This window comes from Burkholderia sp. BCC1638 (genome assembly GCF_902833195.1).
Classification (GTDB): domain Bacteria; phylum Pseudomonadota; class Gammaproteobacteria; order Burkholderiales; family Burkholderiaceae; genus Burkholderia; species Burkholderia diffusa.
The window spans coordinates 1-24,793 of record NZ_CADFEC010000016.1; the positions used below are offsets into that span (position 1 = coordinate 1).

Consider the following 24,793-nt stretch of genomic DNA (forward strand, 5'->3'; position numbering starts at 1 on the left):
GCGAGAAATAAGGTGCATCCTCGGGGCAAACTTCTCCGAATGGGCGGCGCTTCGCTTCGGTATCCGGCCATTCCCCGCCCACATCGCCGACCACCTCGCGCGATCGCCTATTAATCAGTGTTTCCCTAGGGCTGGCGGTTGGCCGCGGTGCTGGCAGCCGGGCCGCTTTGCGATTCGATGTAGGTCACGAGCGCGGTCAGCTCCTGCTCGCTCAGGTCGAAATGCGGCATGATCGGTGCGTACCCCTTCACGACGCGGGCCGTCGGGTTGCGGATGAACGCGCGCAGATAGGCTTCGTCCACCTTCGCGGTGCTGCCGTCGGCCATCGTTTCGGTCTTGCCGTACAGGCCCTTCCAGGTCGGGCCCACGCGCGGACTGCCGTCCACGGTATGGCACGCGAAACAGCCCTTGGCTGCCGCGAGCGCCTTGCCCTGGTCGGCAAGCGCCTGGGCGCTGCCGCCTGCCGTGGCGGCAGCGGCCTGCACGCCGGCCTGCTGCCGCTGCGCGAAGGTGGTCTGCTGCGCCAGCCAGCGCGAGAACGATGCTTCGTCTTCCACCACCACCACGCCGCGCATGCTGGCGTGTCCGAGACCGCAAAGCTGCGCGCACAGGATGTCGTAACGTCCCGCCTTGGTCGGCGTGAACCAGAAGGTCGTCACCATGCCGGGCACCATGTTCATGCGCGCACGGAACGGCGGCACGTAAAAGTCGTGCAGCACGTCGAGCGACCGTGTCAGGACCTGGACCGGCCGGTTCAGCGGCAGATGGACCTCGGGCGTCTCGATCAGGTAGTTGTCGCGGCCGTTGGGGTCGCCGGGATTCAGGCCGAACGGGTTGTCGTTGCTGACGTAGCGCACGTCCGTCGTGCCCAGCTTGCCGCCGGGGCCGGCGAAGCGGAAGCGCCATTGCCATTGACGGCCGAGCACCTCCATCTGCAGCACGTTGCTCGGCGGCCGAATGTAGTCCGCGTAGACGAACAGACCGGGTGCCAGCAACGCCGCGACGCCGACGGCGGTCAAGCCGATCAGCCACCATTCCAGCCGCCGGTTGTGCGGCTCGTAGGCTGCGCGATGCCCGCCGCGGTGGCGGTAGCGCATCAGTGCGATCGCGATGAACAGGTTGATCGCGATGAAGAATGCGCCGGTGATGACGAGCGTGATCGTCAGCATGTCGTCCATGCGCACCCAGTTCGACGCGATCGGCGTGATCCACCAGGGACTGGCAAAGTGAAACCCCACCGCCAATGCGATGATCACGATCAGGGCAATCGCAAGCGCCATGGGCCGCCTCGCCGCGCGTCACACGCCGGAGCCGCCAACCCGCGCTCCTGGCATCGTCGTGCCGCCTTGCCGGATTTCGTATTACATGTTGCCGGCAGTCCACCAAGACCGATTCGCCAAGCGTCGTCGGCGGCTCTAAAGAAAAGGTAGTCTGCTCCTTTGCATCGTGCAAGGCAGCGCAAGGAAGGAAGCACGCTCCCATACCCGCATGCATCGCACAACTGATGGTTCAATCTCCCTGCGACGACCAGCAAAACGGCCGCCGCCGGCGTGGATCGTCGAGGCAGCCGTCCTGCGCGGCGCGAAGCAACGGCGTGTCAGGGCGTCGCGTTCTGCTTGCGCCGTTCGAGCATGCCGTAGACGACGGCGGTGACCACCCCGAACAGCAGGTTGGCCAACAACGGTCCGGAGCCGCGCTCCGAGATGAACCAGGGGAATACGGCGGTCATCACGTAGAAGTTCCAGACATACGCGACGATCCCGAACGCCAGGCCGATGACTGCTTCCATGCCGACGCTCGAATCGAAGCGGAACGGGGCCATGATCGCGGCGAGGATCATCCCCATGATGGCACCGAGCACGTAGTGCAACAGCAGCGCCACTCCCACGATGCTGAAGCTGAACACCGACATCTGTTCAAGCGCGCCACGGCCCATCACCATCGCCGCGATCTTGTGGGTCGGTTGCCACGGGCTTTCATCGAGCACCATGGTTGACCAGAAGAATTCGAGCACGATCACCAGGGCGCCACCCGCGAGACCGGCCACGGCAGCGGCGAGCCAGTCCGGCATGCGCCGTTGCCAATGGTGTGACTGAATGTGCAGTTCCATAGGACCTCCTTGCTGAAGGATCGACCTCAGCACTCAGGCAGGCCGGTTTCCGCGTGTCAGGGGAAAACCGGTGACGTAGGCTCGCCGCCTTCCAGATCCGCTTGCGGAAAATGTCGGGCGATCATCTGCTCGATTTCCTGCTCTCGCAATGCCGGCACGTCGGCCATGATCAGAATCTGGCCTTCCTTGATCGCGTCACGAAATCGCTCGAGTCGCGCATTCGGCTCGGCGATGCCGATCATCCCGGCCGTCCACGCGCCGAAGCCCGCGCCCACCACCGTCAATGCAACGACGGCGCCGCCCGCGATCACGAGCTCGGCAGGGGGAAACACGAGCGCGACGAGACCGATGAGCGCCCCCGTCGCGCCGCCGAGTGCGACACCACGCTCGAGCGCGTGAACGACATCGCTGCTTTGCAGCAAAGATGCTTCGGGCAATTCTTCAAGGGTGACGCTGTGATCGGCGAGGACGTGGATATGGCGCCAGATGATGCGCGCGCGGAGCAGGTCATCCACGATCGCCTTGGCCATCTGCGTGTCGGGTACGAGGAAATAGAGGCGCCTCATGTCGGCCCCCTTTTTCAGTCTGGAGTACGTTCTATTTTATGTCACCATCGGCAGCGTGGTGCCTGCTCGCGCGTACGGGGTTACACGCGATCACGCTTCAGTGCGCGGCGGAAATTCGCACGGAACCCTTTTTATCGAACCCTTCGCGCGCTTCGCTCAACGCGGAAAGGCCCGGTCAGACCGCGCCGGATGCGTGCAACGTATGAATCTGTTCATCGGCATAGCCGAGTTCGCGCAGCACGGCATCGGTATGCTGGCCAAGCGCCGGCACCGGATCCATGCGCGGCTCGTCGCTCGGTGCGACGCCGGGCGGCAGCAGGGCAGGGATCTCGCCAGCCGGCGTATCGACGCGGGTCCAGCGATGTCGCGCGGCGAGCTGTTCGTGCGCCAAGACGCCGTGCATGTCGTTCATCCGCGCGTTCGCGATGCCGGCTTGCTCGAGCCGGTCGATCACGTCGGCGGACGTCAGCGTCGAGAACGCGCGGACGATGACGGACGCGAGTTCGTCACGATTCGCGACGCGGCGGCTGTTCGACCCGAAACGCTCGTCGGTCGCCAACCCGGGCATGCGGATCACGGTCTCGCAGAAGCGTTTCCATTCGCGCTCGTTCTGCAGCCCGAGCATCACGGTCTTCCCGTCGCCGGTCTTGAACGGACCGTACGGAAAGATCGTCGCGTGCGATGCGCCGGCTGGCGGCGGCGGTGACTGTCCGTCGATCGCGTAGTAGAGCGGATAGCTCATCCACTCGACCATGCTTTCGAGCATCGACACGTCGATGTGCCGGCCGTGTCCGGTGCGGCCGCGCTCGATCAGCGCGGCGAGGATGTTCGTATACGCATACATGCCTGCCGCGATGTCGGCGATCGAGCAACCGGCCTTGGCCGGCTCGCCGTCGGAGCCGGTAATGCTGAGGAATCCGGATTCACTCTGGATCAGCAGGTCGTACGCCTTCTTGTCGCGAAACGGTCCGTCGAGCCCGTAGCCGGAAATGTCGCAGACGATCAGCCGCGGATAGCGCTCTCGCAGCGTGTCGTAGTCGAACCCCAGGCGCTGCGTCGCGCCGGGTGCGAGGTTCTGCACGAACACGTCGGCATCGGCGAGCAGCCTGTGCACGACGTCGAGCGCCGCGGGCTGCTTGACGTCGAGCGTGATGCTTTCCTTCGAGCGGTTGGTCCACACGAAGTGGGACGCGAGCCCCGACACGCGTTCGTCGTAGCCCCGCGCGAAATCGCCGACGCCCGGCCGTTCGACCTTGATCACGCGCGCGCCGAGATCCGCGAGCTGGCGCGTGCAGAACGGCGCGGCGATCGCATGCTCGAACGTGACGACCTTGATGCCTTCCAGTGGGCGCATGCTCATCGCTCCGTCAGAACGAACGCGGCAGGCCGAGGATATGCTCGGCGACGTACGACAGGATCAGGTTCGTCGAGATCGGCGCGACCTGATACAGGCGCGTCTCGCGGAACTTGCGCTCGACGTCGTATTCGCACGCGAAGCCGAAGCCGCCATGGAACTGCAGGCACGCATTCGCGGCTTCCCACGACGCATCGGCGGCGAGCAGCTTCGCCATGTTCGCCTGCGCGCCGCACGGCTCGTGCGCGTCGAACCGGCGCGCGGCCTCGAAGCGCATCAGGCTCGCCGCCTCGACGTTGACGAACGCGCGGGCGATCGGAAACTGCACGCCCTGGTTCTGGCCGATCGGGCGGCCGAACACGACGCGATCCTTCACGTACCGCGACACCTTGTCGACGAACCAGTAGCCGTCGCCGATGCATTCGGCTGCGATCAGCGTGCGCTCCGCATTCAATCCGTCGAGGATGTACCGGAAGCCCTGGCCTTCCTCGCCGATCAGGTTTTCCGCGGGGATTTCGAGGTTGTCGAAGAACAGCTCGTTCGTCTCGTGGTTCACCATGTTCGGGATCGGGCGCACCGTCATCCCGTTGCCGATCGCGTGATGCAGGTCGACGATGAAAATCGACATTCCTTCGGATTTCTTCTTAACGTCCGAAAGCGGCGTCGTGCGCGCGAGCAGGATCATCAGGTCCGAGTGCTGCACGCGCGAGATCCACACCTTCTGCCCGTTGATCACGTAGCGGTCGCCCTTGCGTACCGCGGTTGTCCTGATCTTCGTCGTGTCGGTGCCGGTGGTCGGTTCGGTCACGCCCATTGACTGCAGACGCAGCGCGCCGCTCGCGATCTTCGGCAGATAGCGCTGTTTCTGCTCGGCCGAACCATGGCGCAGCAGCGTGCCCATGTTGTACATCTGGCCGTGACACGCGCCGGAATTGCCGCCCGCGCGATTGATTTCCTCCATGATCACCGACGCCTCGGTCAGGCCGAGGCCCGAGCCGCCGTATTCCTGCGGAATCAGTGCGGCGAGCCAGCCGGCTTTCGTCAGCGCGTCGACGAACGCGTCGGGATAGCCGCGTTCCGCGTCGATCTTGCGGAAATATTCGGCGGGGAATTCGCCGCACAGGTCGCGAACGGCTTCGCGAATGGCTTGGTGCGCGTCGGCAGGATTCATGTTTCGTATCGGGGAATGTCAGGCGAGGATCGCGCGCGCGGACATGGTCAGCCAGCCGTCGTGATCCCTGGCCCAGAGATCGACGGTCTTGCCGTCGTCGGCGAGGCGGCCGCACACGCTGAAGGTGTTGCCGAGGAAAGTCGGCCGTACCGCGCGATACGCGTATTCGCCGATCGTCGCACCGGGCAGCGAGCGCGTGACGAGGTCGAGCAGCAGCGTCGAGATCAGCGGGCCGTGCACGACGAGGTCCGGATAGCCTTCGACCTCGCGCACGTAGGTGCGGTCGTAGTGAATGCGAAGGCCGTTGAAGGTCAGCGCGGAATAGCGGAACAACATGACTTCATCCGGCGTGATGTCGCGCTGCCATTGCGCATCGTCGGGTGCGGCCTTCGGTGGGGGCGCGGCGGCGCCGGGCGCGGCCGGGCCGCGATAGACGATGTCGTGTTCCTCGCGGATCGCGACTTCGCCCCCGGATTCGATCACGTGCTCGACGGTGACGAAGCCGAGCGTGCCGCTGCGGCCTTCCTTGCGTTCGACCGACAGCACGCGCGACGTGCGCGTCGCGATCGCGCCGATCGTCAGCGCTTGTTCGAACGTCAGGCGGCCGCCGGCCCACATGCGCCGCGGCAGTCCCAGGTCCGGCAGGAAGCCGCCCTTGCGCGGATGACCGTCCGGGCCGAGTTCGGCCTGCTGCGCGATCGACCAGAAATACAGCCAGTGCCAGGCGGGCAGCAACGCATCGCCGGTCGCGGGAACGGTCGGATGGTCGAGCGTCGCCGCGAGGGCGATTGCCCGTTCGGCACTGATCAGGTCGGTCGCGACCTGTTGGACATCGTCGCTGGCATGCGACCGGGGAGCGTTCACTGTCACCTCCATCGCCGGGCAGGCCGGCGGTTTCGACTTGGCATGAAGTGACTTTAGGTGAAGCTTGCGCGCGGCGGAAATACCGTTTGAATGTGCCGGTCATAGGGGTACCCTATGACTTTCTCGCATCGACCGACACGCCATGGACATCCGCCAGCTCCGTTACTTCGTCAGCATCGTTGAATACGGGAGCCTCGGGAAAGCGGCCGAAAAACTGTTCGTCGCGCAGCCGTCGCTGAGCCAGCAGATCGCGAAGCTGGAGGGCGACATCGGCGTCACGCTGCTGGTGCGCAGCCCGCAGGGCGTGAAGCCGACCGCGGCCGGGCAGGCGCTGTATCGCCATGCGCGGCTCGTGCTTCGGCAGATGGAGCAACTGCGCCAGGAAGTGCGGGAAGGCGCGGGCAGCGAGTCGGGCACCGTCGCGGTGGGTTTTCCCACCACGATGACCGCGAGCCTCGCCGTGCCGCTGTTCGAACGGGTGAGGGCGGGCTATCCGGGTATCCGGCTGCAGTACCTCGAGAGCATGAGCGGCTTCATCAACGAATTGCTGGCGAACGGGCGGCTCGACCTCGCGATCCTGTTCCGCGAATCCAACACCACCGGCATCACCGCGATGCCGCTGTTCGACGAGGTGCTGCATCTGCTCGGCGAGCCGGGCGGCGCGGTGTCGTCGCGCGAGCCGTCCAGCCGGCCGAGGATGCGCCGGATCGTCGAGCCGGAAATTCGCCGGCCTGCCAGCCTGTGCTGGTCGAACACGTCTCCGGTCAATTCCGCCGCGCTCGCCGTGCGGCAAACGATCGTCGAGCTGATCGGCGAACTGGCCGCGAGCGGCGCGTGGACGGGCATCACGTTGCGCGAGGGCGAATCCGCGCCGTCGTGACGGGCGGGGTGAGCGGAATGCGCGGACCGCCGCCGCGGATGCGGTGTGCGAAGTCTCCGCGCGCGCCGCGTGAACGATACGCATTCTCCAATGCCGCGATCGGCATTTCGTTCGGCATGCTGATTGCGGACGGATCGATGAACATGCGTGACACGACACATACATCACACATTCGCCATCGCGCCGAGCATGCCCGAGTCGATCGGACCGCCCGCGCACCGGCGGTCGGCCGTTCGCGCGCAAACATCGGCCGTCGGCAGGTTGTACGAAGCGCGATATTGAAACTACACTGATTATCGGCCGGCGCCGAGACACGCGGCTCATCCATTCAACACGCATCACAGTACTAATTAAACGCGTGCCGACAATCGCCATAGAGGATGCTTGCCTTGTTCCTCAACATCCACCGGGGGAAGTGGCGATGAAAATCGGGGCTGCGCGTCATCCGTCAGCGGTTTGTTAGCCGAACGGCGCGCGCATGAACACGACCGCAGGCATTCACGCGACGTCACTCGGGCTGCACGGCTCGAGCCCGGCGATGGCCGACCTGCGCCGCTATCTGGCGAAGGTCGCGCAGACCGATACGACGGTGCTCGTGACCGGTGAAACCGGCACCGGCAAGGAGCGCGTCGCCACCGCCGTCCACCGCCTCAGCCCGCGAACCGACAAACCGTTCATCGCTGTGAACTGCGCCGCGGTGCCCGACAGCCTGTTCGAGTCCGAGATGTTCGGTCACGAGCGCGGCGCCTTCACGAGCGCCCAGAACGCGTTTCCCGGCCGCTTCGTCGAGGCCGACGGCGGCACGCTGTTCCTCGACGAAGTCAGCGAGATGCCGCCCGCCGTTCAGGCCAAGCTGCTGCGCCTGCTCGAGGACCGCACGGTGATGCCGGTCGGCTCGCTGCGCCGGCGCCCGGTCGATGTCCGGATCGTGGCCGCCAGCAACGAAAGTCTGGAGGACCTGGTCGCGGAACGCCGTTTCCGCGCCGACCTGTTCTATCGCCTGAACGTCGCGCGCATCGAGATCCCGCCGCTGCGGGAGCGGCCGGAGGACATCGCGTCGATCGTCGATCACTTCGTCGCCGAACACAACCAGCGGCGCGCGATGCGGGTGGGGCGGCCCGATCCGGCGCTGCTCGAGTGCATGCGGCACTACCGGTGGCCGGGCAACGTGCGTGAGCTGCGCAATCTGGTCGAGGCGTTGTTCGTCGATGCGCCGGAAGGGCGTCCGTTCGGGCTGGGCGACCTGCCGCCGGCATTCCGCCGCCTGTTCCTGCAGGATTTCTCGGCCGGCGAGCACGAGCGCGAGCGGCTGGTCTCGGTACTGCGCCAGACCAACTGGAACAAGATGGAGGCGGCGCGCCAGATGAACTGGTCGCGCATGACGCTGTACCGCAAGCTGGCCAAGTACAACCTGGACGCCGGCAACACTGCCTCGGTGTGACAGCGCGGCTGTCACATGGTACAGCCCGGCGGCTTTCGCGAAGACCGCTCCAGTCGGGAAATCCCACGACAAATCAAGCGCTTGTGCCGACGCACACGCATTGGCCCGCTCCTTGCGAAGCAGAACGGACAGACCGCCCGTCGCCATGCAAGGAGGCCGTCGTGCACGTCATCGAGCCGCTCCAGGACGCCCCGCCGGAACCGGCGCAGCAGGCCGGCCAGCCACGGCCGCTGCTCGCCAGCTATGCAAATTATTTCGAGGTCGGGCACAACGCGTTCGAGTTCCTGATCGATGCCGGGCAGGTCGAGCCGCAGTCCGGCAACGTCCAGTTGATGAGCCGCGTCGCGGTCAGCCCGGTGCACGCCAAGCTGCTCGCGCAATTGCTGGCGAGCGCGATCGCCCAGTTCGAGGCGACCCACCACGCCATCCCCGACATCGGCGAACCGGAAACGGATCTGGCGATTCTTCCCCCGCAGGAATTCGAGCGGCGCGCGATCGATGCGCGCAGCAAGCCGATGCTCGGCGGCCGTCGCGACGAGCCCGATCAAAACCAGAGCTGAGGACACGACATGGCAGCGCAACTCCATCCCAACCGCATGGTCCTGACCGACCGTTTCCCGATGCTGGGCTTCACGATTCGCGTCGGCCACGCGCCGTGCGTCGCGGAACTGGTGATCGCCACCGATCCCGCGCTGTTCACGCGCAAGGACGGGCGCACGTCGTCGACGTTCTACACCAGCCGCGAGGACGGCCTGCTGGCGATTCCGCGCGGCGAAGCGGTGTACATGGTGCCGCCGGCGGTGCTGGCGCGCTTCGTGGGCGCGGGCCGCCTGTGGTTCGGTCTCGCCACGGCCGCTTCGCCCGATGCCGACGCGTGGACGATCGACGTGCTGCCGAATGCCGACAGCCCGTACGTGTCGCTGTCGGGGCTCAGCGATCGCGGGTTGCGCAGGGTCCGCGTGTTCCCGACGCGCGGTGGCGCCGCCGCCAGGAGTCCGCTGTTGAACTGGGCGGGCGACGGCACGCGGCCGGGCGCGACCGCCGTACCGGCGCCTGCCGCGCCGGGCGCTGCTTCCGCCGCGCCGCGGCCGGCCGTCGAACCCGTTGCGCCGCACCACGATGTTCACTACGACGACGGGTTCGGTCCGCTTCCGCCGCTGAACGCCGCAACGCCCGTCGAGGCGAAGCCGCAGGCACCGGTACCGGCGCCGGCGCCGGCCGGGCACCCGGCGCCCGTCTCGCAAGGGATGAGCGACGATGCCGAGTTCCGCATCGCCGGCGACCGACGCAGTTTTACCTGGCCGCGGCCGCGCAAGCTGTCGACCGTCGAGCGGGCCGCGCTGCGCGCGATCCTGAGCGCGAATCCGGCCACCGCGTCGCTGATGCTGCTGCTGCCCGTCGCGATGCGCAACGGCCTGTCGGTCTCGATCGGCGCGGGCGCGGGCGCCGGAATGGAATCCGGGGCCTCGGGCGCGGTCGGCGTCATCTTCGACGCCAATGGCGACGACATCGGCGTGTTCGTGTCGGGCGAGCTCGACTTCGGCTACATCGTGTCGGCGAGCCTCACCGGCCAGATCAGCCTGCTGCGCGGCCATATCGACGACTTCTCGGGCACCGGCACGACCGCCGGCGTGATGGTCGGCGAAAGCGCGGCCGGCGGCATCTCGGCGCTGTTCAACGCACGCGGCGAATTCGTCGGCGTCACGTTGTCGGCCGGCGTCAGCGTCGGCAGCCCGGTGAGCATCTTCGTCGGTGTTTCGCGCGCCGCGGCGGGCACGATTGCCACGTCGTCGGCGCTCGCGTGGTCGCGCGCCCTGAGCGACGACCCGGAGGCCTACGGCATCGATACGCCGCCGTACAGCGACGACGATGCGGGCGCCGAGCCGCCCGCGACGGCCAGCGCGCTGGCGCTGGGCGCGCGCGAGAACAGCCTCGTCACGCGCACCGCGGCCAGCCCGAATTTCGACGAGGGGCGCGGCAGCAAGACGATCGACCGCATCATCATCCACATCGCCGACGTACCCACCGTCCAGCGCGTGGTGAATACCTTCACCAATGCCACCTCCAAGGTGAGTTCGCATTATCTGGTCGGGCAGGAGGGCGAAGTCGTCCAGTTCGTCTCCGAGGCCGACACGGCGTGGCACTGCAAGGGCTCGAACCAGCGCAGCATCGGCATCGAACACATCGCGGTGAAGCGCGGCGGCGCCGACTACCCGCGTCGCAACGGCACCGTCCAGCATTTCGACGCGCTGGCGCCGACCCAGCTTCAGTACGAAACCTCGGCCGCGCTGGTCGCGTCGCTGTGCGACAAGTATCAACTGCCGATCAATCGCACGACGATCATGGGCCATCGCGAGGCCGACACCTCGACCGGCCATACCGCGTGCCCTGACGGCAACTGGGACTGGGACTATTTCATGCGGCTGGTCAACAGCCGCACCTGCCAGCCGCAAGCGGCCGGCCAGGCGCTGGGGCTCGCCGCCCGAGGCCTCGGCGACGACATTCCGCTCGACCCCGGCGTCGGCGGGCTGTCGATCGGCACCGACGCACTGGAGATCGGCGACATCATTCTCAGCACCACCGGCAATCCGGGCTCCGGCGTCATTCGCGCCGGCTCCGGCGCCGAGGTCAGCCACGCGATGCTCTATGTCGGCCAGGGCGGGCAGGTGATCGAGGCGATTCCCGGCGGTGTTCAACTGCGTCCGCTCGCGGATGCGCTGGCCGATGCGCGCCTCGCGGTCGCGTTTCGGGTGCCGGGCCTGACCGATACGCAGCAGCGGCAGGTCGCCGATGCCGCCGCGCGCTATCTCGATCGCGGTTTCAACTACGTCGGGCTGGTCCGCTGCGGCAGCTATCTGATCGACCGTCGCGCGTGCGACCTGCTGTCGGGCGATGCGGCCGAGCGCTGCCGCCGCTTCGTCGGCCGCATCGAACTCGGAGACGGCGCCGACACCGACAACTTCTTCTGCTCGCAACTGGTCGCCCAGTCATTCCAGGACGCAGGCAGGCCGATCGTCACCGTGCCGCCTCACTGGGTGCCGCCGGGCGATCTCGCCAGCCTGTCGACCGGCACGATGGCCCCTGGAACGCTTGCATACGTCGGCCATCTGAAGGCGCCGATCCCGAGCCGCGGCTTCTTCGGCATGAGCCAGGCGCTGGCGGTCGCGCCGGGCGCCGCGCGCGCGCTGGGGGCCGACGACTGGACGGTGAACTGGGACGACGTGCAGATGACTCCGCAGCCCACCGACATGGGGTGCTGGGCGACGGCCGCGTCGATGGTGCTCGGCTGGCGCGACAACCAGAGTGTCGATCCGACGCTGCTGGCGCGCTGCATCAGCCTCGAGCGCCAGATGCGGGACGGCCTGGCACCGGCCGAAGTGGCGGGGTTCGCCGCTGCGTCGACCCTCACCGTCGAGCCCAACGCGTGCTTCGCGCCGGAAGGCTTTCGGCGGCTGCTGGAGGCGAACGGGCCGATCTGGGTCGCCGAAGTCGTGCGTGCGCCGGTCAACTTCTTCCATGCGGTGGTGGTGACGGGCATGTATCGCAGCGGCGACGCGTATTTCGTGCGGATCACCGATCCGCTCGACCGCGTGGTCGGCACGCCGGGCCATCCCGGCGCGCGGACGCTGCCGCCGACCCACGCGACCGGCAGCCGCTACATCATGACCTACGAGGATTTCGTGTCGGAATTCGAGGCGGCGGCCGGCATCGGCGTGATCCAGCTCATGCATTCGGGCGGCACGTTCGGCCACACGATCAATCGCGGCAGCGCGGCGGGCGCGGGTTACGCACTCGGCATCGAGCCGCCGTCCGCAGGCGGCGAATTCGGCCTCGGCGTGACCCCGACCCGGCGCACCGAGAGCCGCGACGGGCGCAGCTACGATCTCGCGCAGCTGGCGGGACTGGTCCAGCCCGCCAACGCGCTGGCGGGCGGCGCGGGGCAGCCGCGCATGCCGGGTCAGCGCATCACGCTCGACGACTGGCCATACATCGACGGGCCGAGCGGCCGCACGTCGGCGCCGGTGTCGATCGACTGGGCGTGGCAGGGCGGAGCGGTCGGCGACGTGACGATTGCCGCAGCCCAAGGGCAGATGCTCGACGGCTGGACCGCGTTCGTGCGCGCTGATATCGGCCGTGGGTCGGGAACCCCCGAGCGGGCGAGTGTCACGCTGCGCATCACCACCACGTTCCGGCATGCCGGCGAGGAGGAGCAGGTCGGGGTGACGGAGGTGGTGCTGAACGGCGACGGCCGCTTCCAGACCGTGCACGGCGCCGACGGCGCGCCGCCGCTTCCGGTAAGCGGCACGCAGCCCGCGCCGCGCGAACCGCAACCTGCCTGACCCTCGAGGGACATGCGCGATGGCCCGCCTCATCCCCCCTCCGCCACCACGCGGCGCGGTAACGCCCGCGGTGGCACTTGCTCGCGACGCATTCGGCCGCGAGATCGTCGACGGCTCCGGATCGAGCGACCCGGGCAGGCAGGACGGCGTGCTGCCGCAAGCGGCGCCGGCCGGCGGCGGGGTGTCCGGCGCGCCGGGCGCGTCGGCGCCGCCCAAGGAGAAGGCGACGGACGCCATCGGCCGGCGTGCGGCGGCACTGGCCGATGCGATCGACTTTCCGACCTTCGTCGCGAGCCTGGTGCATGGCACGTACGACGCGATCGTCGACAGCTCGATCAAGCAAGTGGAGAGTTTCGCCGACCTGGTCGGCGCGGTGGCCAAGCCGCTGGACCAGTTCACGCAGGAGAACGTGACCGACGGACAGGCGCGCGCATGGCTGGTCGAGCAGTATCCGCACGACGTGACGCTGGTGCAGGACGGCGGCGAATACCGCCTCGCGCCGGTGACCCGGCCCGGCGACGACGACACGACGCCCGCGCCCGCGTGGCTCGCCGATTTCGGCGCGGCCGACGGCGCGTTCGACACCCAGACGCTCGAATCGGTGGTGCTGCCTCACGCCCGCGAGCGCGTCGCGCAGCATCGGCTGTCGACGCTGTCGACGATGGTGCTGCTGGGCATGCAGCGGGTCGTGGTCAAGGACGGCACGATCGCGGCCAGCCTCAATTTCCAGGCCAAGGCGCGCGACCGGGCCGCCGTGCAGTACGCGACGTCGAACGACCCTTCGTCGGGCCAGACGACCTGGGGCGGACGCGGCACGTCGGGCGATGTCGTCACCACGGTCTCGACCGTCGCGGTCAATGCGCAGACCGACACCGATCTCAAGGCGACGCTGACCGGGAAGGTGAGCATCAATTTCGCCTCGGAGACGCTGCCGCTCGACCGTTTCGTCGATGAGGCGTCGCGCAATCTGCTGGAGCGCCACAGCCGGCCCGCGGCGCGGATCGCGCCGCCGGCGGCGACGGGCACCCCGCCTGCGGCACCGGCGGCGGCGCCCGCACTCGCGCCTGCGGTGACACCGGCGCCGGCCGCCGCGCCGGCATTGCCGGCCGCGTCCGCGACGCCCGCCGTGCCTGGCGCACCGGCCGCTCCCGCCATGCGGCCCGCATCCGCCCGGGGAGAACCGACATGATTTCGCCGCGGCCGCTGGGCGAGACGCTGGGCGCGTTCGCCGACGTTGCCGAACAGCTGACCGCGGGCGCGGCGCAGGGGTTGCGGGTGTGCTCGGTGGCCATGGAGCTGCCGCTCGACCTGCGCGTCGCGCACAGCGCCGACGGCATCGAGCTGGTCGGCGACCTGCCGCAGTTCCTGACCCGCACGGCCTTCGATCCGGAGCCGGCGCGGCTCGCGATCGTTCTCGAAGCCGTGCCGATCGACGGAGCGGGGAAATGAACAGCAACGCCAGCCTGCGCCTCGAGGATTTCATCCAGGCCGTGCAGAGCCAGCTCGACAACGCGCAGGCGGCGATGGCGATCAAGGCGCGCAACCTCAACCTGCCGCTGACCTTCGCGATCAAGGACGTCAACCTCGACTTGCGCGCCCATGTCGAATTCGTCGAAAGCGAGGTCTGGATTCGCCCCGCCGGACCGGGCGACACCGACAGCAGCACGTTCCATCTCGTCTTCACGACTATCACGCGGCCGGCGATCGAGGAGAACGCGATCGCGCTGTCCGAGGACAGCAAGGACCAGCCGCTCGACGCGCTGGGCGACGAGCTCTCGGCCGAGGACCGCAAACGGCTGGAATGGGCCGGCGTGCGCACGGTCCGGCAATTCCGGCAGGCCGAACAGCGCGACATGGTGCATGCGATCGGCCGCGTCACCAACCTGTCCGTGGACCGGCTGCGCCGGGCGCTCGACCGGGCGTCCGCGCCGAGCGTCGAGCGGGTCGAGCCCGTGGCGCCCGCCACCGATGCGCAGCCCGACGCGTCGCCGCTGCTGCGCGTGATCGGGCGCAACCTCGTCAACGGCACGCACGCGCCGCTGGTGCGGATCGGCAATCGCCCGGTCGCGGTGTTGCAATCGACGGACGACGAGCTGCTGCTCGCGCCCGGTCGCGACCAGTGGGCGGGCGAACTCGCCGTCTCGCCGACGAGCCGGCATGCGGCCGCGCTGGCGTTCGACCTGAGCGCATTCGCGCCGCCGCCGACGCCCGCGGCCAGGCCCATGACGCTGGCGGCCGTTCCCGGTCAGGAGGAGGCGCGGCCATGACGATCCATGCACTTGGCACGCCGTGGGCATCGCCCGGCGAGCGTCAGTTCAGCCTGCCGACCAGCCTGCTCGTCAAGCTGGCGCTCGGCGAAGCGCCCGAGCACGTGCCATCGATCCGCGACGTGACGCGCGGCGCGCTGGCCGCCGCGCAATGCATCGACGGCGGCCCGGTCGACCGCATCGTGGCCGCGTTCGCCGGCCGCTTTCTCGCGGTGCGCCCGTTCAGCGCGGCAGCCGGACGCTGGGTGCCCGGGCACGCGCACCTCGGATATGACGCGATCGAACAGATGACAGGCATGGCCCGCACGCTGCTGTTGCGCGTGCCGGCCGGCACGCCGATCAGCGAACTCTGCGACGCGCTCGCCCAGCTCGCGACCGTGGAAAGCGTGACGCCCAACTACGTGGCGACGGTCCCGATGGACGCGCCCGGCCGCCTGGCGCCCGTGCCGCCGGCCGCGCGGGTGGCGCAGGATGCGCGCGCGCTGGTGCGCATGGCCGACGCGCACGCGATCGAGCCAGGCGACAGCGGCGTCACGGTCGGTCTCATCGACAGCGGCATCGCCCGCCAGCATCCCGAATTCGCCCACGCATTCCGCGCCGGCGCCGATACCGTGCGGCTGGAGCCTGGCGATCTGTCGCCGGGCGTGCAACTGCTGAGCGGTCACGGCCATCGCGGCGATTTTCCCGAAGACCGCTTCGTCGGTCACGGCATGGGCTGCGCGGGCATCATCGCGGCGGAGGGCGTGGCGATGCCGCGCGGGCTCGGCGGCGACTGCCGCATCCTGCCGATGCGCGCGCTGGCCGCTGCCCGTTTGCCGGGCAAGGCGCACGCGATCGGGCTCGGCGCGATCGCCGATCTCGATCGCGCGCTCAAGCTCGCGGTCGACCTCGGCGCGAAGATCATCAACATGAGCTTCGGCACCGACGATGCGACGATCGCCGCCAACCGCCCGAAACCGCACGCCGACACGATCGCGTACGCCGCCGCGCGCGGCTGCATCCTCGTTGCCGCGAGCGGCAACAACGGCAGCGTGAGCCGCTACTGGCCCGCCGCCTACCCGCAGGTGATCGCGGTCGGCGCCGTGGGCGACGACGGCCGGCCGGCCCCGTTCTCGACGCGCGGCCCGCACGTCGCGCTGTGCGCACCCGGCGAACAGGTGCTGACGACCGCGATCGAGGCTTATCAGCTTGCGACCGGCACCAGTTTCGCCGCGCCGTTCGTCGCGGGCGCCGCGGCGCTGCTCGTCGCATACGCGCAGCGTCGCGCCTATCCGCTCGACGGCGCGACGGTGCGCGATCTGCTCGTTGCCGCCGCGCGCCCGTTCGCGCCCGGCGCGGCCGACGGCTGCGGCGCCGGCATTCTCGACGCGGCGGCGGCGCTGCAGGGGCTGTCCGGCCGCATCGACGCCTATGACGCGGCGGGCGACGACGGTTGCACGGGCAAGGAGGGCCGTGCCGACGACGGCTGACTTGCGCGCCGGATCCCGTTCACTCCCCCGAACCGACCGGATTTCAAGGAGAAGTTAAATGTTTCATGTCAACAATCAAGTCCGCTTCCTCGACCTCGTCGACCTCGAGACCCGGGCACGCGACGGGCTGGTCGATATCGTCAACCGGCTCGAGTCGCTGAAGCGGCCGCCGGTCGCCGCCGAGCGGGAGCAGCTCGCGCTGTGCAAGGCCATCCTCGCGGTCGTCTACGACACGAAGCCGTCCGACGGCGTTCCGGAAGTGTGCGATCCGCTGTTCGTCGCCACCCGCGAACTGCTGGCCAGCAAGTCGCTGGTCAACCCGCCGCTGCTCTCCGAGGTCAACGGCCAGCTGGTGTTCGACGCGGGCGACGTGAGCGGCGCCAATGGCGCCAATGGCGCGAACGGCTCGGACCCGGAGGCCGTGTCGATCACGCTCGTCGCACTGGTGCTGGGCATCCTCTCGGTGGACGGAGCCACGCCGCCGCCCGTGAAGGTCGACGGCGGCAAGACCGTGCCGGACGACGACAACGTGCTGATGAACACCTTTACCCGCCAGTTTTTCGCGGCGGTGGGCGAGGCCAATTCGTATGGCGCGCTGGCGCAGCGGGTGCTGGCGCTGCTGTGCATCGAGGGCGATCCCGACGGCCGCGGCGGCGAGCAGCCGGGGGTGGTCACCACCGAATTCGCGCGCGTGATGCGCGGCCTGCAGGCGCGCAAGATCCAGGCCGACGAGCCGCAGTTGCGTCGCCGCATCAACGAGGAGCTGAACACCGTCCAGAACATCGGCGGCGAGGACGCGATCGCCGATCTCGGCATCGACCTGCCGAACCTCGAGGATCTGGAGGACGCGAACATCGTCGCCGACAACGTGCGCGTGATGGGCCCGATGATCGTCGCCGCGATGTTCGACGAACTCAAGGTGTTCCAGGTGGTCGACCGCATCGTCGAGCAGTTCCAGCACGGCACGCTGCCGATCGGCCCGGGCAATGCCGGCAAGCTGCTCTATCGCTACTGGCGCGAAACGCCGAACCGCATCTCCGAGCAGGAGCGCAAGAACTTCGCGGCCATCACGCTCGGCGTGCCGGGCGGCGATCCGAATACAGCCGGCAACCGCGAATTCAACGACTTGTGGATCCGCTTCGTGTCGTCGGTTTCATCGTTCGTGCGCCAGACCGAAGTCGACTCGCTGCTGCGCGCGAGCGTGCCGAACCCGATCAACCACCAGCAGGTGCGCAAGGCCGCCCGCGATCTCGCCGGCAACCTGTCGCTGCACGGCTACGGCATGGCGCATTACGCCGCGCGCGAGATCCAGTCGCAGGTCAAGTTCATGATCGACCTGCTGCAGGACCCCGAGATCCGCGGCTGCTACGGCGCCAAGGACATGTGGCAGGTGATCGACCAGGTCGCGACCTACGATCTGGGTGGCGCGCGCACCAGCTCGCGCTATCGCACGCTGGCGACCTGCGGCACGATCATCACCGCGTGGCTGGCCAACAACGTCGATCGCGTCAACAAGGCGACCGGCCCGCTGCTCAGCATCGACCAGATCGCCAACCCCGACGTCTCGTCGAACCACAAGTCGACCGTCGACCCGACCGATTACGACCTGGTCAACGCGTGCGAGCTGTGGCTGGCCGATACCGCGACCACCGATACGCAGATCGAGCAGTTCTCGCAGCCGCGCGAGGCGCCGCAGATGACGTCGAAGCCCGTGCCGATCCCGGCGATGGCGCGCGAGATGCTGGACGGCGTCGGCGATATCGGCGCCGGCATCGGCCTGGGGGCGGGCGTGCCGGTGAAGGCGGGCTACGGCGTCGGCACGCACAACGGGGCGAGCTATTACGCGAACCGTCCGCACTGAACCGGCGTTGCGTGCGCTGCGCCATTCCCGAACCCTGCCGGAGCCGAGCCATGCCCATGACCACATCCCGCGAACCGGTCGTCGCCCGGGTCGAGCGACGCCTGAAAAGCGCCGCGCGAAGCCTTGGCACCGCCGATCCATTCGCGCCGTCGCGCGACCTGTTCCTGCGCACGTTCGGCGACGGCGCCGACGATCTGCGGTTTCGCGACAACGCGCTGATGCCGATGGCGGTACCGTTCGAGCCCAGTTTCTCGGAAAGCCAGCCGGGCAAGCTGCGCTTCACGATCGAGCCGCTGCCGCCGGAGGCGTCCGCGATCGACCGGCGCGACGAGTCGACCCGCGAAATGCGCAAGCTGATCCGGGACTTCATCGGCCGCGAAGCGCTGCACTGGTTCGACCAGGCGAGCGAGCCGTTCCGCGGCTTCGCGCGGCCGGGCGGCAACCTCGACTACGGCGCGTTCTTCGGCTCCAGCTACGACCGCGACGGGCTCTATGCGTCCAAGGTGTACTACGAGCTGCCCGGCGACGCCGGCACGATCGAGAACCTGCCCCGCGACCTGGCCGGCATCGTCCAGGCCGCGCTGCGGATGGTGCCCGGGCTCAAGCCGCTCTTTACCACGATGGCGGCCCAGCGCGATCTCGGCGGCCAGCGGCTCACGTTCGCGTGCACCCGGGCGCTGCGGCTCGCCGATCTGCAGCCGGTCATGGACGCGCTCGGCATCGGCCATCGGCTTCCCGGCATCATGCAGCTTCTGGGGCTGGTGCTCGGCGGGCGGTTCGACCTGCCGCCGCATGGCGCGCTGCTCGCGTTCGGGCTCGGACCGGACGGGCCGGATTTCGAGCTCTACGTGCTGCTCTCGGCGATCCCCGACGTGCCGCCGGCGTTCCTCAGCCTGCTGACGATGGGGCTCGCCGAGCGTCCGCGCGGGCTGCAGGCGCTCGAGCGATGGATGGGCGCGTTCACGCCGGAGGACGCGCACTGGCCGGGCCGCTTCTCGATCATCAGCTTGCGCACGGACGCGGCCTGCCCGGCACGGGTGAGTCTCTACCTGCGCCCCATCGAGTTCGAACTGCCTGTGGACGCGCCTGCCCAGGCCAACTGAATCGCTTCGTCACGCGTTTCCCGCGAGGTCGCCATGTTCCCGCAAGCCGCCCGTTCCACGCCGATCGCGCCACCGCCCAGCGCCGCCGCGGCCACCCCGCGCCATATGCCGCCGGCGCCGGCACCGGTGCCGGCCGACGAAGTGCGCCACGGCGTCGCGCAGATGCTGACCCGGTCGCAGGCATTCAACGCGATGCCCGACGCCGATCGCCGCGACATCGCGCGCAACACCGCATTGATCGCCGACTATCTGGCCCGGCCCGAGGGGTTCGCCGGCAATGAAATCCCGGGCGGGCTGGGCACCGCCACGGCGCGCGCGCTCGACGACAACACGGATCATTCGGCGCACGAGCAGGATTTCAACGTCCACAACAAGGCCGTCGAGGACATCGGCAAGTCCAAGTTCACCGCGTCGGCCGCGCGCGAGGGCGCGGCGGTCGCGGGCGAGCTGCTGAACCAGGTCAAGTTTCCGACCTTCGTCGCCAGCCTGATCAGCGGCGTGTTCCAGTCGATCACGCACAGCTCGATCGAGCAGATGAAGGCGTATCAGGAAATGATCGCGCAGGTGGCGAAATCGCTCGGCCAGTTCGCCGATGAACATGTGACCGAGAACCAGGCGCGCGATCATATGGTCGGTCAGTTTCCCGACCTGTTCGAGATCGGCATGGACGACAGCGGCGATACGCCGAGCCCGCGCGTGCAGGTGCGCGACGGGGTCGACCCCGACGAGGCGTCGAAGACGGTGCGTGCCCGCCTGCAGATGGGTGACGGCGACACCTTCGACCTGTCGGACGAGGCCTCCGAGCTGGCCATCGTCAACCGCTTCAAGATGCAGCTCGCCAAGCAGCGCCAGCAGATGCTGGCCTCGATCGTGCTGATGGGCATCAACCGCATCGTCGTCACCGACGGCAAGATCTCGGCGAAGATCATCTACGACGTGCGCGCGCAGGACACGCTCACCAAGCAGCGCAGCGCCAGCGCGGTCGACCTCGCCCGCGACAAGGACGGCAACGTCCAGTCGACCTACGCGGGCAAGGGCACTTACGATCGCGGCGGCAAGTACGACTCCAGCAACGACAAGGACAACGGCCGCCAGTACAGCGCCGACTACTACGCGAAGGGCGACTACGAATACGAGAACAAGCCGATCGTCACCGCGTCGACTGCCGCGTCCGAAACCAGCAACGCGGCGATGCAGACCAAGATCCAGATGTCCGGCGCGGTCGACGTCAACTTCAAGAGCGACTACCTGCCGCTCGACAAGATGGCGACGCCGCAGATGATCGCCACCATCACCGGCAACGCGACGCCGGCCGATCCCAACGTGCTGCCCAGTCCGAAAACGCCGCCGGCCGCGGCCGCACCCGCTGCGGCTCCTGCCCCGGCAGCGGCGGCGGCTCAGGCGCCGGCGCCGGCCAAGGGAAACTGAGCCATGCGCCCGCCCGCTTCCCCCGACGCGCTTCACCCGGTGCGGCCGCCCACGAGCGCCGCCGCGTTCGACGCGACGCGGCCCGAGGTACGCCGGCTGCTGACCGCGATTCCGTCGTTCCTCGACCTGCCCGACGACGAGCGCCGCCGCATCGCCGCGGATACGGTGCGGGTGCTCGCTTACCTGGCGGATCCGAACGGCGTGCATGCCGAGATCGCCGAGCGCGAGGCGAACGGCGAACTGCCGCCCACCGGCCTCGCGCACCCGATCGCGCAGCCGCACCCGCAGCCGGCGCCGGCCGCCGCGACGCTGGCCGACGATCCCGTCACCGCGACCAAGCGCCAGCTCGCGCAGGATCCCGGCTTCGCCGGCAAGGACTTCCAGGCCGGTGCGGTGAAGCAGGGCGTCGAGCAGTTCGGCCAGATGGTGCAGAAGGTCGATTTCCCGAAATTCGTAGGAGGTCTGATCAAGAACGTGTTCCAGGCGATCGTCGAAAGCTCGATCGAGCAGATGCGCGCGTATGGCGAGTTGATCGCCAACGTCGCCAAGACCACCGCGCAGTTCATGAGCGACAACATCAGCGAGGGCGCCGGCCGCGACTATCTCGCCGATTCGTTCCCGGACGTGCTGTCGGTGCAGGCGCAGGAAGGCGCCGACGCGTTCGACGCGGACAGCGCCGGCGCGGCCGCGGCGGCGGCCCCGACGCGGCTGGTGGCGCAGGGCGACAACGCGCAGCAGCGGCTTGCCGAGATCAGCCGGAACTACAACCTCGATCCGCCGGTGACCGACCTGTCCGACGACAAATCCGAGCTGCGCCTCGTCACGGCGGCGCGCCTGCAGATGGCGAAGCAGCGGCAGCAGCTGCTGTCGTCGATGGTCATGCTCGGCATCAATCGCATCGTCGTCACCGACGGGTCGATCAACGCCAAGGTGGTATTCGACATGCGCGCGAGCGACACCGCGAAACGCACCTACACCGCGTCGATGCACGACCGCGAAAGCCAGAAATACAAGGAATCGCTCAACGCCCATTACGGCAGCTGGTACACGCCGTATTCGGCCGACGCCGCGTTCGAGGGGCAGCAGGAACACGTGGCGACCGTCGGGTCGGCGCTCGACGACACGAGCGAATCGAAGGCCGAGGTGAAAGCGAAGCTCTCGGGCGAGGTGCGCGTCAACTTCAAGAGCGACTACCTGCCGCTCGAGAAGATGGCGACGCCCGAGATGATGTCGGTGATCCAGGGCAACTCGACGCCGTACAACCCCAACAAGCCGGCCCCCGCCGCCGGTTTGCCCGCCGGGCAGCACTGAATCATGGCGCGCATGCTCATCGCCCCGCCGGCGGATGCCGGACTCGCGGCGGCCATCCGGTCGGGGGAGCGGCTCGTCGAGCGTGCGACCGCGCACGGCCTCGCGTTCGCGCTCGACGAACTCGGCGACATCGCGATCCCCGATCCCGTCGCCGCACGCGTGGACAAGGCGCAGCTGCGGGCGCTCGCGTCGCTCTATCTGGCGGCCGACCTCGAGTCAGCGGGAGTGATCCCCGCAGTCGAGGCGCTCGCCGGTTTGTCCGCGAGCGGTGCCGTCGGCGTCGACCTTGGCGGCGCGGCGCCGCTGGTCGTCAACTGGTGGCGCCACCGCGCCGAGAAGCTGGCGGCCGGCGAACGCGCGGCGTTCTATTCGCGATTGTTTGGCACTGCGTACGGCCCGGCCGCGGCGGATGCCGAACGCAACGTCCCGTTCGAGGAGTGCATGCTCGAGCTTTGCGAGGCGCTCTACAAGCTCGACGAGACGCCAGGCGCCGACCCGCGCGGGGATCTCGGGCAGCAGGCGCGGGTCCGCAATGCCGCCCGCGCCCTCGCGCAGAACCTCGGCGCCGCCTGCACCGGCGTGACCGCATTCATGGCCGGCGAGATCGTCGGCATGCTCAGGGACGCGTTCGCGATCCTCGGCCATGCCGATCTGCGTCAAGGCTTCGCCGCGCGCGACATCTGGGGCGTGGTCGCCGGCATCGACCGGCTCTCGCGCCAGCCGTCGCGCTCGCCCGCCGCCTATGTGCGGCGCGGCAAGGCGGGGATGACCGTGATCGCGTGGCTGGCGGACGTCGCGGATGAGCTGGGCGCCGCGTCGCCGCTGCTGAGCACGGACAATCCGGTGATCGCCTCCGCCGCCGACTGGATCGAGGCGACGCTCAGTCTCGGCGAGAAGCCCGACGGCCCGGCGCGTTCCGCTCCAGACGACGGCCGCGCCGTGCCGCAGACTGCGCGCCCGGCGGCGCCGGCAAACTCGTGGGCGGCACTCGGAACCTGACATGAAACCGCGCTGCTCAGGCCGTCGTGACACGGGCGGCGCAATCCGGGAACCGACGGCGGCAGGCGTGCCGTCGCCATCGCGGCCGCACGCCATGCGGCGGAGCGGTTGAAATGGCGGCAAGCGCACCTCTTGCGCGTTCGCCGGTGCCGCGGCCCGACGTTCGACACCATGTCCGCGAACTGCTGTCCGCGCAGCAGGGTTTCGGCGCGCTCGATCCGGCCATGCGCCGCGATCTCGCGTCAGGACTGGCACGGATCGGTTCGATCGCGCTCGACCACCACGAACTCGCGGCGCGCCCCGGCACGGCACTGGCCGTTGCGCAGAACGCGGGTTCGGAGTATTCGGGCACCGCCATCGACCGGATGGCCGGCACCACCCGGGCGGTGCTCAACGCGGTGTCGTTCCCGCGCTTCGTGACCGAGCTGATCACGGGTGTCTTCAAGGCGATGAACGATTCGAACCAGCAACAGCTGACTGCGTTCGTCGACCTGATCCGCAATGTCGCGCAGACCACCGAAGGCTTTGCGGACAGCAACGTGGGCATCGCCGGCGCGCGGCAATGGCTGGCCGAGCATTTCCCCACCGCCTACGAGGTCACCGGCGACGACGAGGCCGCGGACGACGCCGACGAACTGGCGGGCCTGCCGCCGGACGAGCGCCGCCAGCGCCAGCAGGAGCTGCAGGCCGAGCGCGATGCCGCGACCCGTTTGGCGTTGCGCCCGGGCGCGACTCCGCCGGCCGAAGCCGCGCTGCGCAGCGCGCTCGGATTGGGGCCGGGCGATGCGGTTCCGGCCTCCGATCCCGAGCGTCTGGTGCCGCTGGCCCAGCAGGTGCTGGCCCGCAACCGCCAGCAGTTGCTCGCGACGATGGTGCAGATGGGTCTGCAGCGCATCGTCATCGAGAGCGGGCGCCTCAACGCCGCGATGAATTTTCATATCGACGCGAGCAGCGCCGCCGCCAACGACCGCGGCTCGCAATTCGACACGCGCAACACGGTGGGGGTGAGCGGGGGCGCACGCTTCGGGCCTTGGGGCGCGGAGGCCAACGTGCAGAGCACGATCGGCTACGTGTCGACCGACCGAACCCAGACGACCGAGAGTTCGCACGCCGACGTCAACCTGAGCAGCGGCGTCGAACTGGTGTTTCGCACCGACTACGTGCCGTTGAACCGGCTGGCGGGCGTGGGCGACATCGAACGCATCCGTGTCAACACGATCAATCCGGATGCCGAAGCTGCCCGCCTGTCCGCCGATCGCACCGCGCAGCGCAGCGCCGAACAGGCCGACATGGCCGCTCGCCGGACTTCGCTGGACAGCGGACTGCGCGCGCCGCCGCCCGTCGGCCCCGCGGCGTCGGGTTCCGCAGGGGGCGCGCATGCGAGCCAGCCGGGCTCGTCGGCCCCTTCGGGCTCTTCCTCCTCTTCGGCTTCGTCGCCGAATTCGGCGTCTGCTTCCGCGCCCGCGCCGCAGCCGCCGGCCAGGCCGGGCGCCGCAGCGTCCCCGTCGCCCGCGCACCCCGCGACGGCCGCGCCTCGATCGCCGGCCGGCGCAACGGCGGCGGGACATCGCGCAGCGTGATGAACGTGCACGCCGGCAGCCGATGGCGACATCCCGTGCCGTGCCGAAG

At 68.9% G+C, this 24,793-nt stretch carries 20 protein-coding genes; 14 read left to right on the forward strand and 6 right to left on the reverse strand.

Annotation, left to right across the window (positions count from 1 at the left end):
- Window positions 1–125: 125 nt before the first annotated feature.
- The 6 genes from HWX22_RS19265 to HWX22_RS19290 form a co-directional block, all read right to left on the reverse strand.
- Window positions 126–1,280: a c-type cytochrome gene (locus HWX22_RS19265; RefSeq protein ID WP_175910332.1), complete on the reverse strand. Its 1,155-nt coding sequence runs from the start codon at window positions 1,278–1,280 to the stop codon at window positions 126–128.
- Window positions 1,281–1,597: 317 nt separating this feature from the next.
- The gene (locus tag HWX22_RS19270) at window positions 1,598–2,110 is read right to left on the reverse strand and encodes a hypothetical protein (RefSeq protein ID WP_059535952.1); all 513 of its coding nucleotides are present in this window, start codon (window positions 2,108–2,110) and stop codon (window positions 1,598–1,600) included.
- Window positions 2,111–2,166: 56 nt separating this feature from the next.
- Window positions 2,167–2,676, reverse strand: coding sequence for a hypothetical protein (locus HWX22_RS19275; protein ID WP_059535954.1), 510 nt, complete (start codon window positions 2,674–2,676; stop codon window positions 2,167–2,169).
- Window positions 2,677–2,851: 175 nt separating this feature from the next.
- The gene (locus HWX22_RS19280; RefSeq protein ID WP_175910334.1) at window positions 2,852–4,030 is read right to left on the reverse strand and encodes a CaiB/BaiF CoA-transferase family protein; all 1,179 of its coding nucleotides are present in this window, start codon (window positions 4,028–4,030) and stop codon (window positions 2,852–2,854) included.
- A 13-nt stretch (window positions 4,031–4,043) separates the two neighbouring features.
- Window positions 4,044–5,201, reverse strand: coding sequence for an acyl-CoA dehydrogenase family protein (locus tag HWX22_RS19285; RefSeq protein WP_059690462.1), 1,158 nt, complete (start codon window positions 5,199–5,201; stop codon window positions 4,044–4,046).
- Window positions 5,202–5,219: 18 nt separating this feature from the next.
- Window positions 5,220–6,065 (reverse strand): MaoC family dehydratase N-terminal domain-containing protein, encoded by an 846-nt coding sequence (locus tag HWX22_RS19290; protein WP_244135245.1) that lies wholly within the window; start codon window positions 6,063–6,065, stop codon window positions 5,220–5,222.
- Window positions 6,066–6,207: 142 nt separating this feature from the next.
- Here HWX22_RS19290 and HWX22_RS19295 point away from each other — a divergent pair, with 142 nt between their 5' ends.
- The 14 genes from HWX22_RS19295 (at window position 6,208) to HWX22_RS19360 (ending at window position 24,744) form a co-directional block, all read left to right on the forward strand.
- Window positions 6,208–6,945 carry a LysR family transcriptional regulator gene (locus tag HWX22_RS19295; protein ID WP_175910338.1) on the forward strand — a complete coding sequence of 246 codons (738 nt, stop codon included), beginning with the start codon at window positions 6,208–6,210 and terminating at the stop codon, window positions 6,943–6,945.
- A gap of 478 nt (window positions 6,946–7,423) precedes the next feature.
- Window positions 7,424–8,386: a sigma-54 dependent transcriptional regulator gene (locus HWX22_RS19300; RefSeq protein ID WP_059535964.1), complete on the forward strand. Its 963-nt coding sequence runs from the start codon at window positions 7,424–7,426 to the stop codon at window positions 8,384–8,386.
- Between the two features lie 161 nt (window positions 8,387–8,547).
- The gene (locus HWX22_RS19305; protein ID WP_175916224.1) at window positions 8,548–8,946 is read left to right on the forward strand and encodes a DUF3467 domain-containing protein; all 399 of its coding nucleotides are present in this window, start codon (window positions 8,548–8,550) and stop codon (window positions 8,944–8,946) included.
- A 9-nt stretch (window positions 8,947–8,955) separates the two neighbouring features.
- Window positions 8,956–12,726, forward strand: coding sequence for an N-acetylmuramoyl-L-alanine amidase (locus tag HWX22_RS19310; protein ID WP_244135246.1), 3,771 nt, complete (start codon window positions 8,956–8,958; stop codon window positions 12,724–12,726).
- Between the two features lie 70 nt (window positions 12,727–12,796).
- Window positions 12,797–13,915 carry a hypothetical protein gene (locus tag HWX22_RS19315; RefSeq protein WP_175916225.1) on the forward strand — a complete coding sequence of 373 codons (1,119 nt, stop codon included), beginning with the start codon at window positions 12,797–12,799 and terminating at the stop codon, window positions 13,913–13,915.
- The gene (locus HWX22_RS19320; protein ID WP_175910342.1) at window positions 13,912–14,175 is read left to right on the forward strand and encodes a hypothetical protein; all 264 of its coding nucleotides are present in this window, start codon (window positions 13,912–13,914) and stop codon (window positions 14,173–14,175) included. The genes HWX22_RS19315 and HWX22_RS19320 overlap by 4 nt, the downstream gene beginning before the upstream one ends.
- A 41-nt stretch (window positions 14,176–14,216) precedes the next feature.
- Complete coding sequence (locus tag HWX22_RS19325; RefSeq protein ID WP_244135247.1) at window positions 14,217–14,993, forward strand: hypothetical protein; 777 nt, start codon at window positions 14,217–14,219, stop codon at window positions 14,991–14,993.
- Window positions 14,990–16,462: a S8 family serine peptidase gene (locus tag HWX22_RS19330; RefSeq protein ID WP_175910347.1), complete on the forward strand. Its 1,473-nt coding sequence runs from the start codon at window positions 14,990–14,992 to the stop codon at window positions 16,460–16,462. Before HWX22_RS19325 ends, HWX22_RS19330 begins: the two co-directional genes overlap by 4 nt.
- A gap of 58 nt (window positions 16,463–16,520) precedes the next feature.
- On the forward strand, window positions 16,521–18,323 hold the full coding sequence (locus HWX22_RS19335) for a hypothetical protein (protein WP_107938238.1): 1,803 nt from the start codon (window positions 16,521–16,523) through the stop codon (window positions 18,321–18,323).
- Between the two features lie 56 nt (window positions 18,324–18,379).
- The gene (locus tag HWX22_RS19340; protein WP_244135248.1) at window positions 18,380–19,426 is read left to right on the forward strand and encodes a hypothetical protein; all 1,047 of its coding nucleotides are present in this window, start codon (window positions 18,380–18,382) and stop codon (window positions 19,424–19,426) included.
- A 33-nt stretch (window positions 19,427–19,459) separates the two neighbouring features.
- A complete protein-coding gene (locus tag HWX22_RS19345) occupies window positions 19,460–20,854 on the forward strand; it encodes a hypothetical protein (protein WP_175910352.1) in 1,395 nt (464 codons plus the stop codon).
- Window positions 20,855–20,857: 3 nt separating this feature from the next.
- Entirely contained in the window at window positions 20,858–22,165 is a 1,308-nt protein-coding gene (locus HWX22_RS19350; protein ID WP_175910354.1) for a hypothetical protein, read from the forward strand.
- A gap of 3 nt (window positions 22,166–22,168) precedes the next feature.
- Window positions 22,169–23,164: a hypothetical protein gene (locus HWX22_RS19355; protein WP_175910356.1), complete on the forward strand. Its 996-nt coding sequence runs from the start codon at window positions 22,169–22,171 to the stop codon at window positions 23,162–23,164.
- A 113-nt stretch (window positions 23,165–23,277) separates the two neighbouring features.
- Window positions 23,278–24,744 (forward strand): hypothetical protein, encoded by a 1,467-nt coding sequence (locus tag HWX22_RS19360; RefSeq protein WP_175910358.1) that lies wholly within the window; start codon window positions 23,278–23,280, stop codon window positions 24,742–24,744.
- Window positions 24,745–24,793 lie beyond the last annotated feature (49 nt).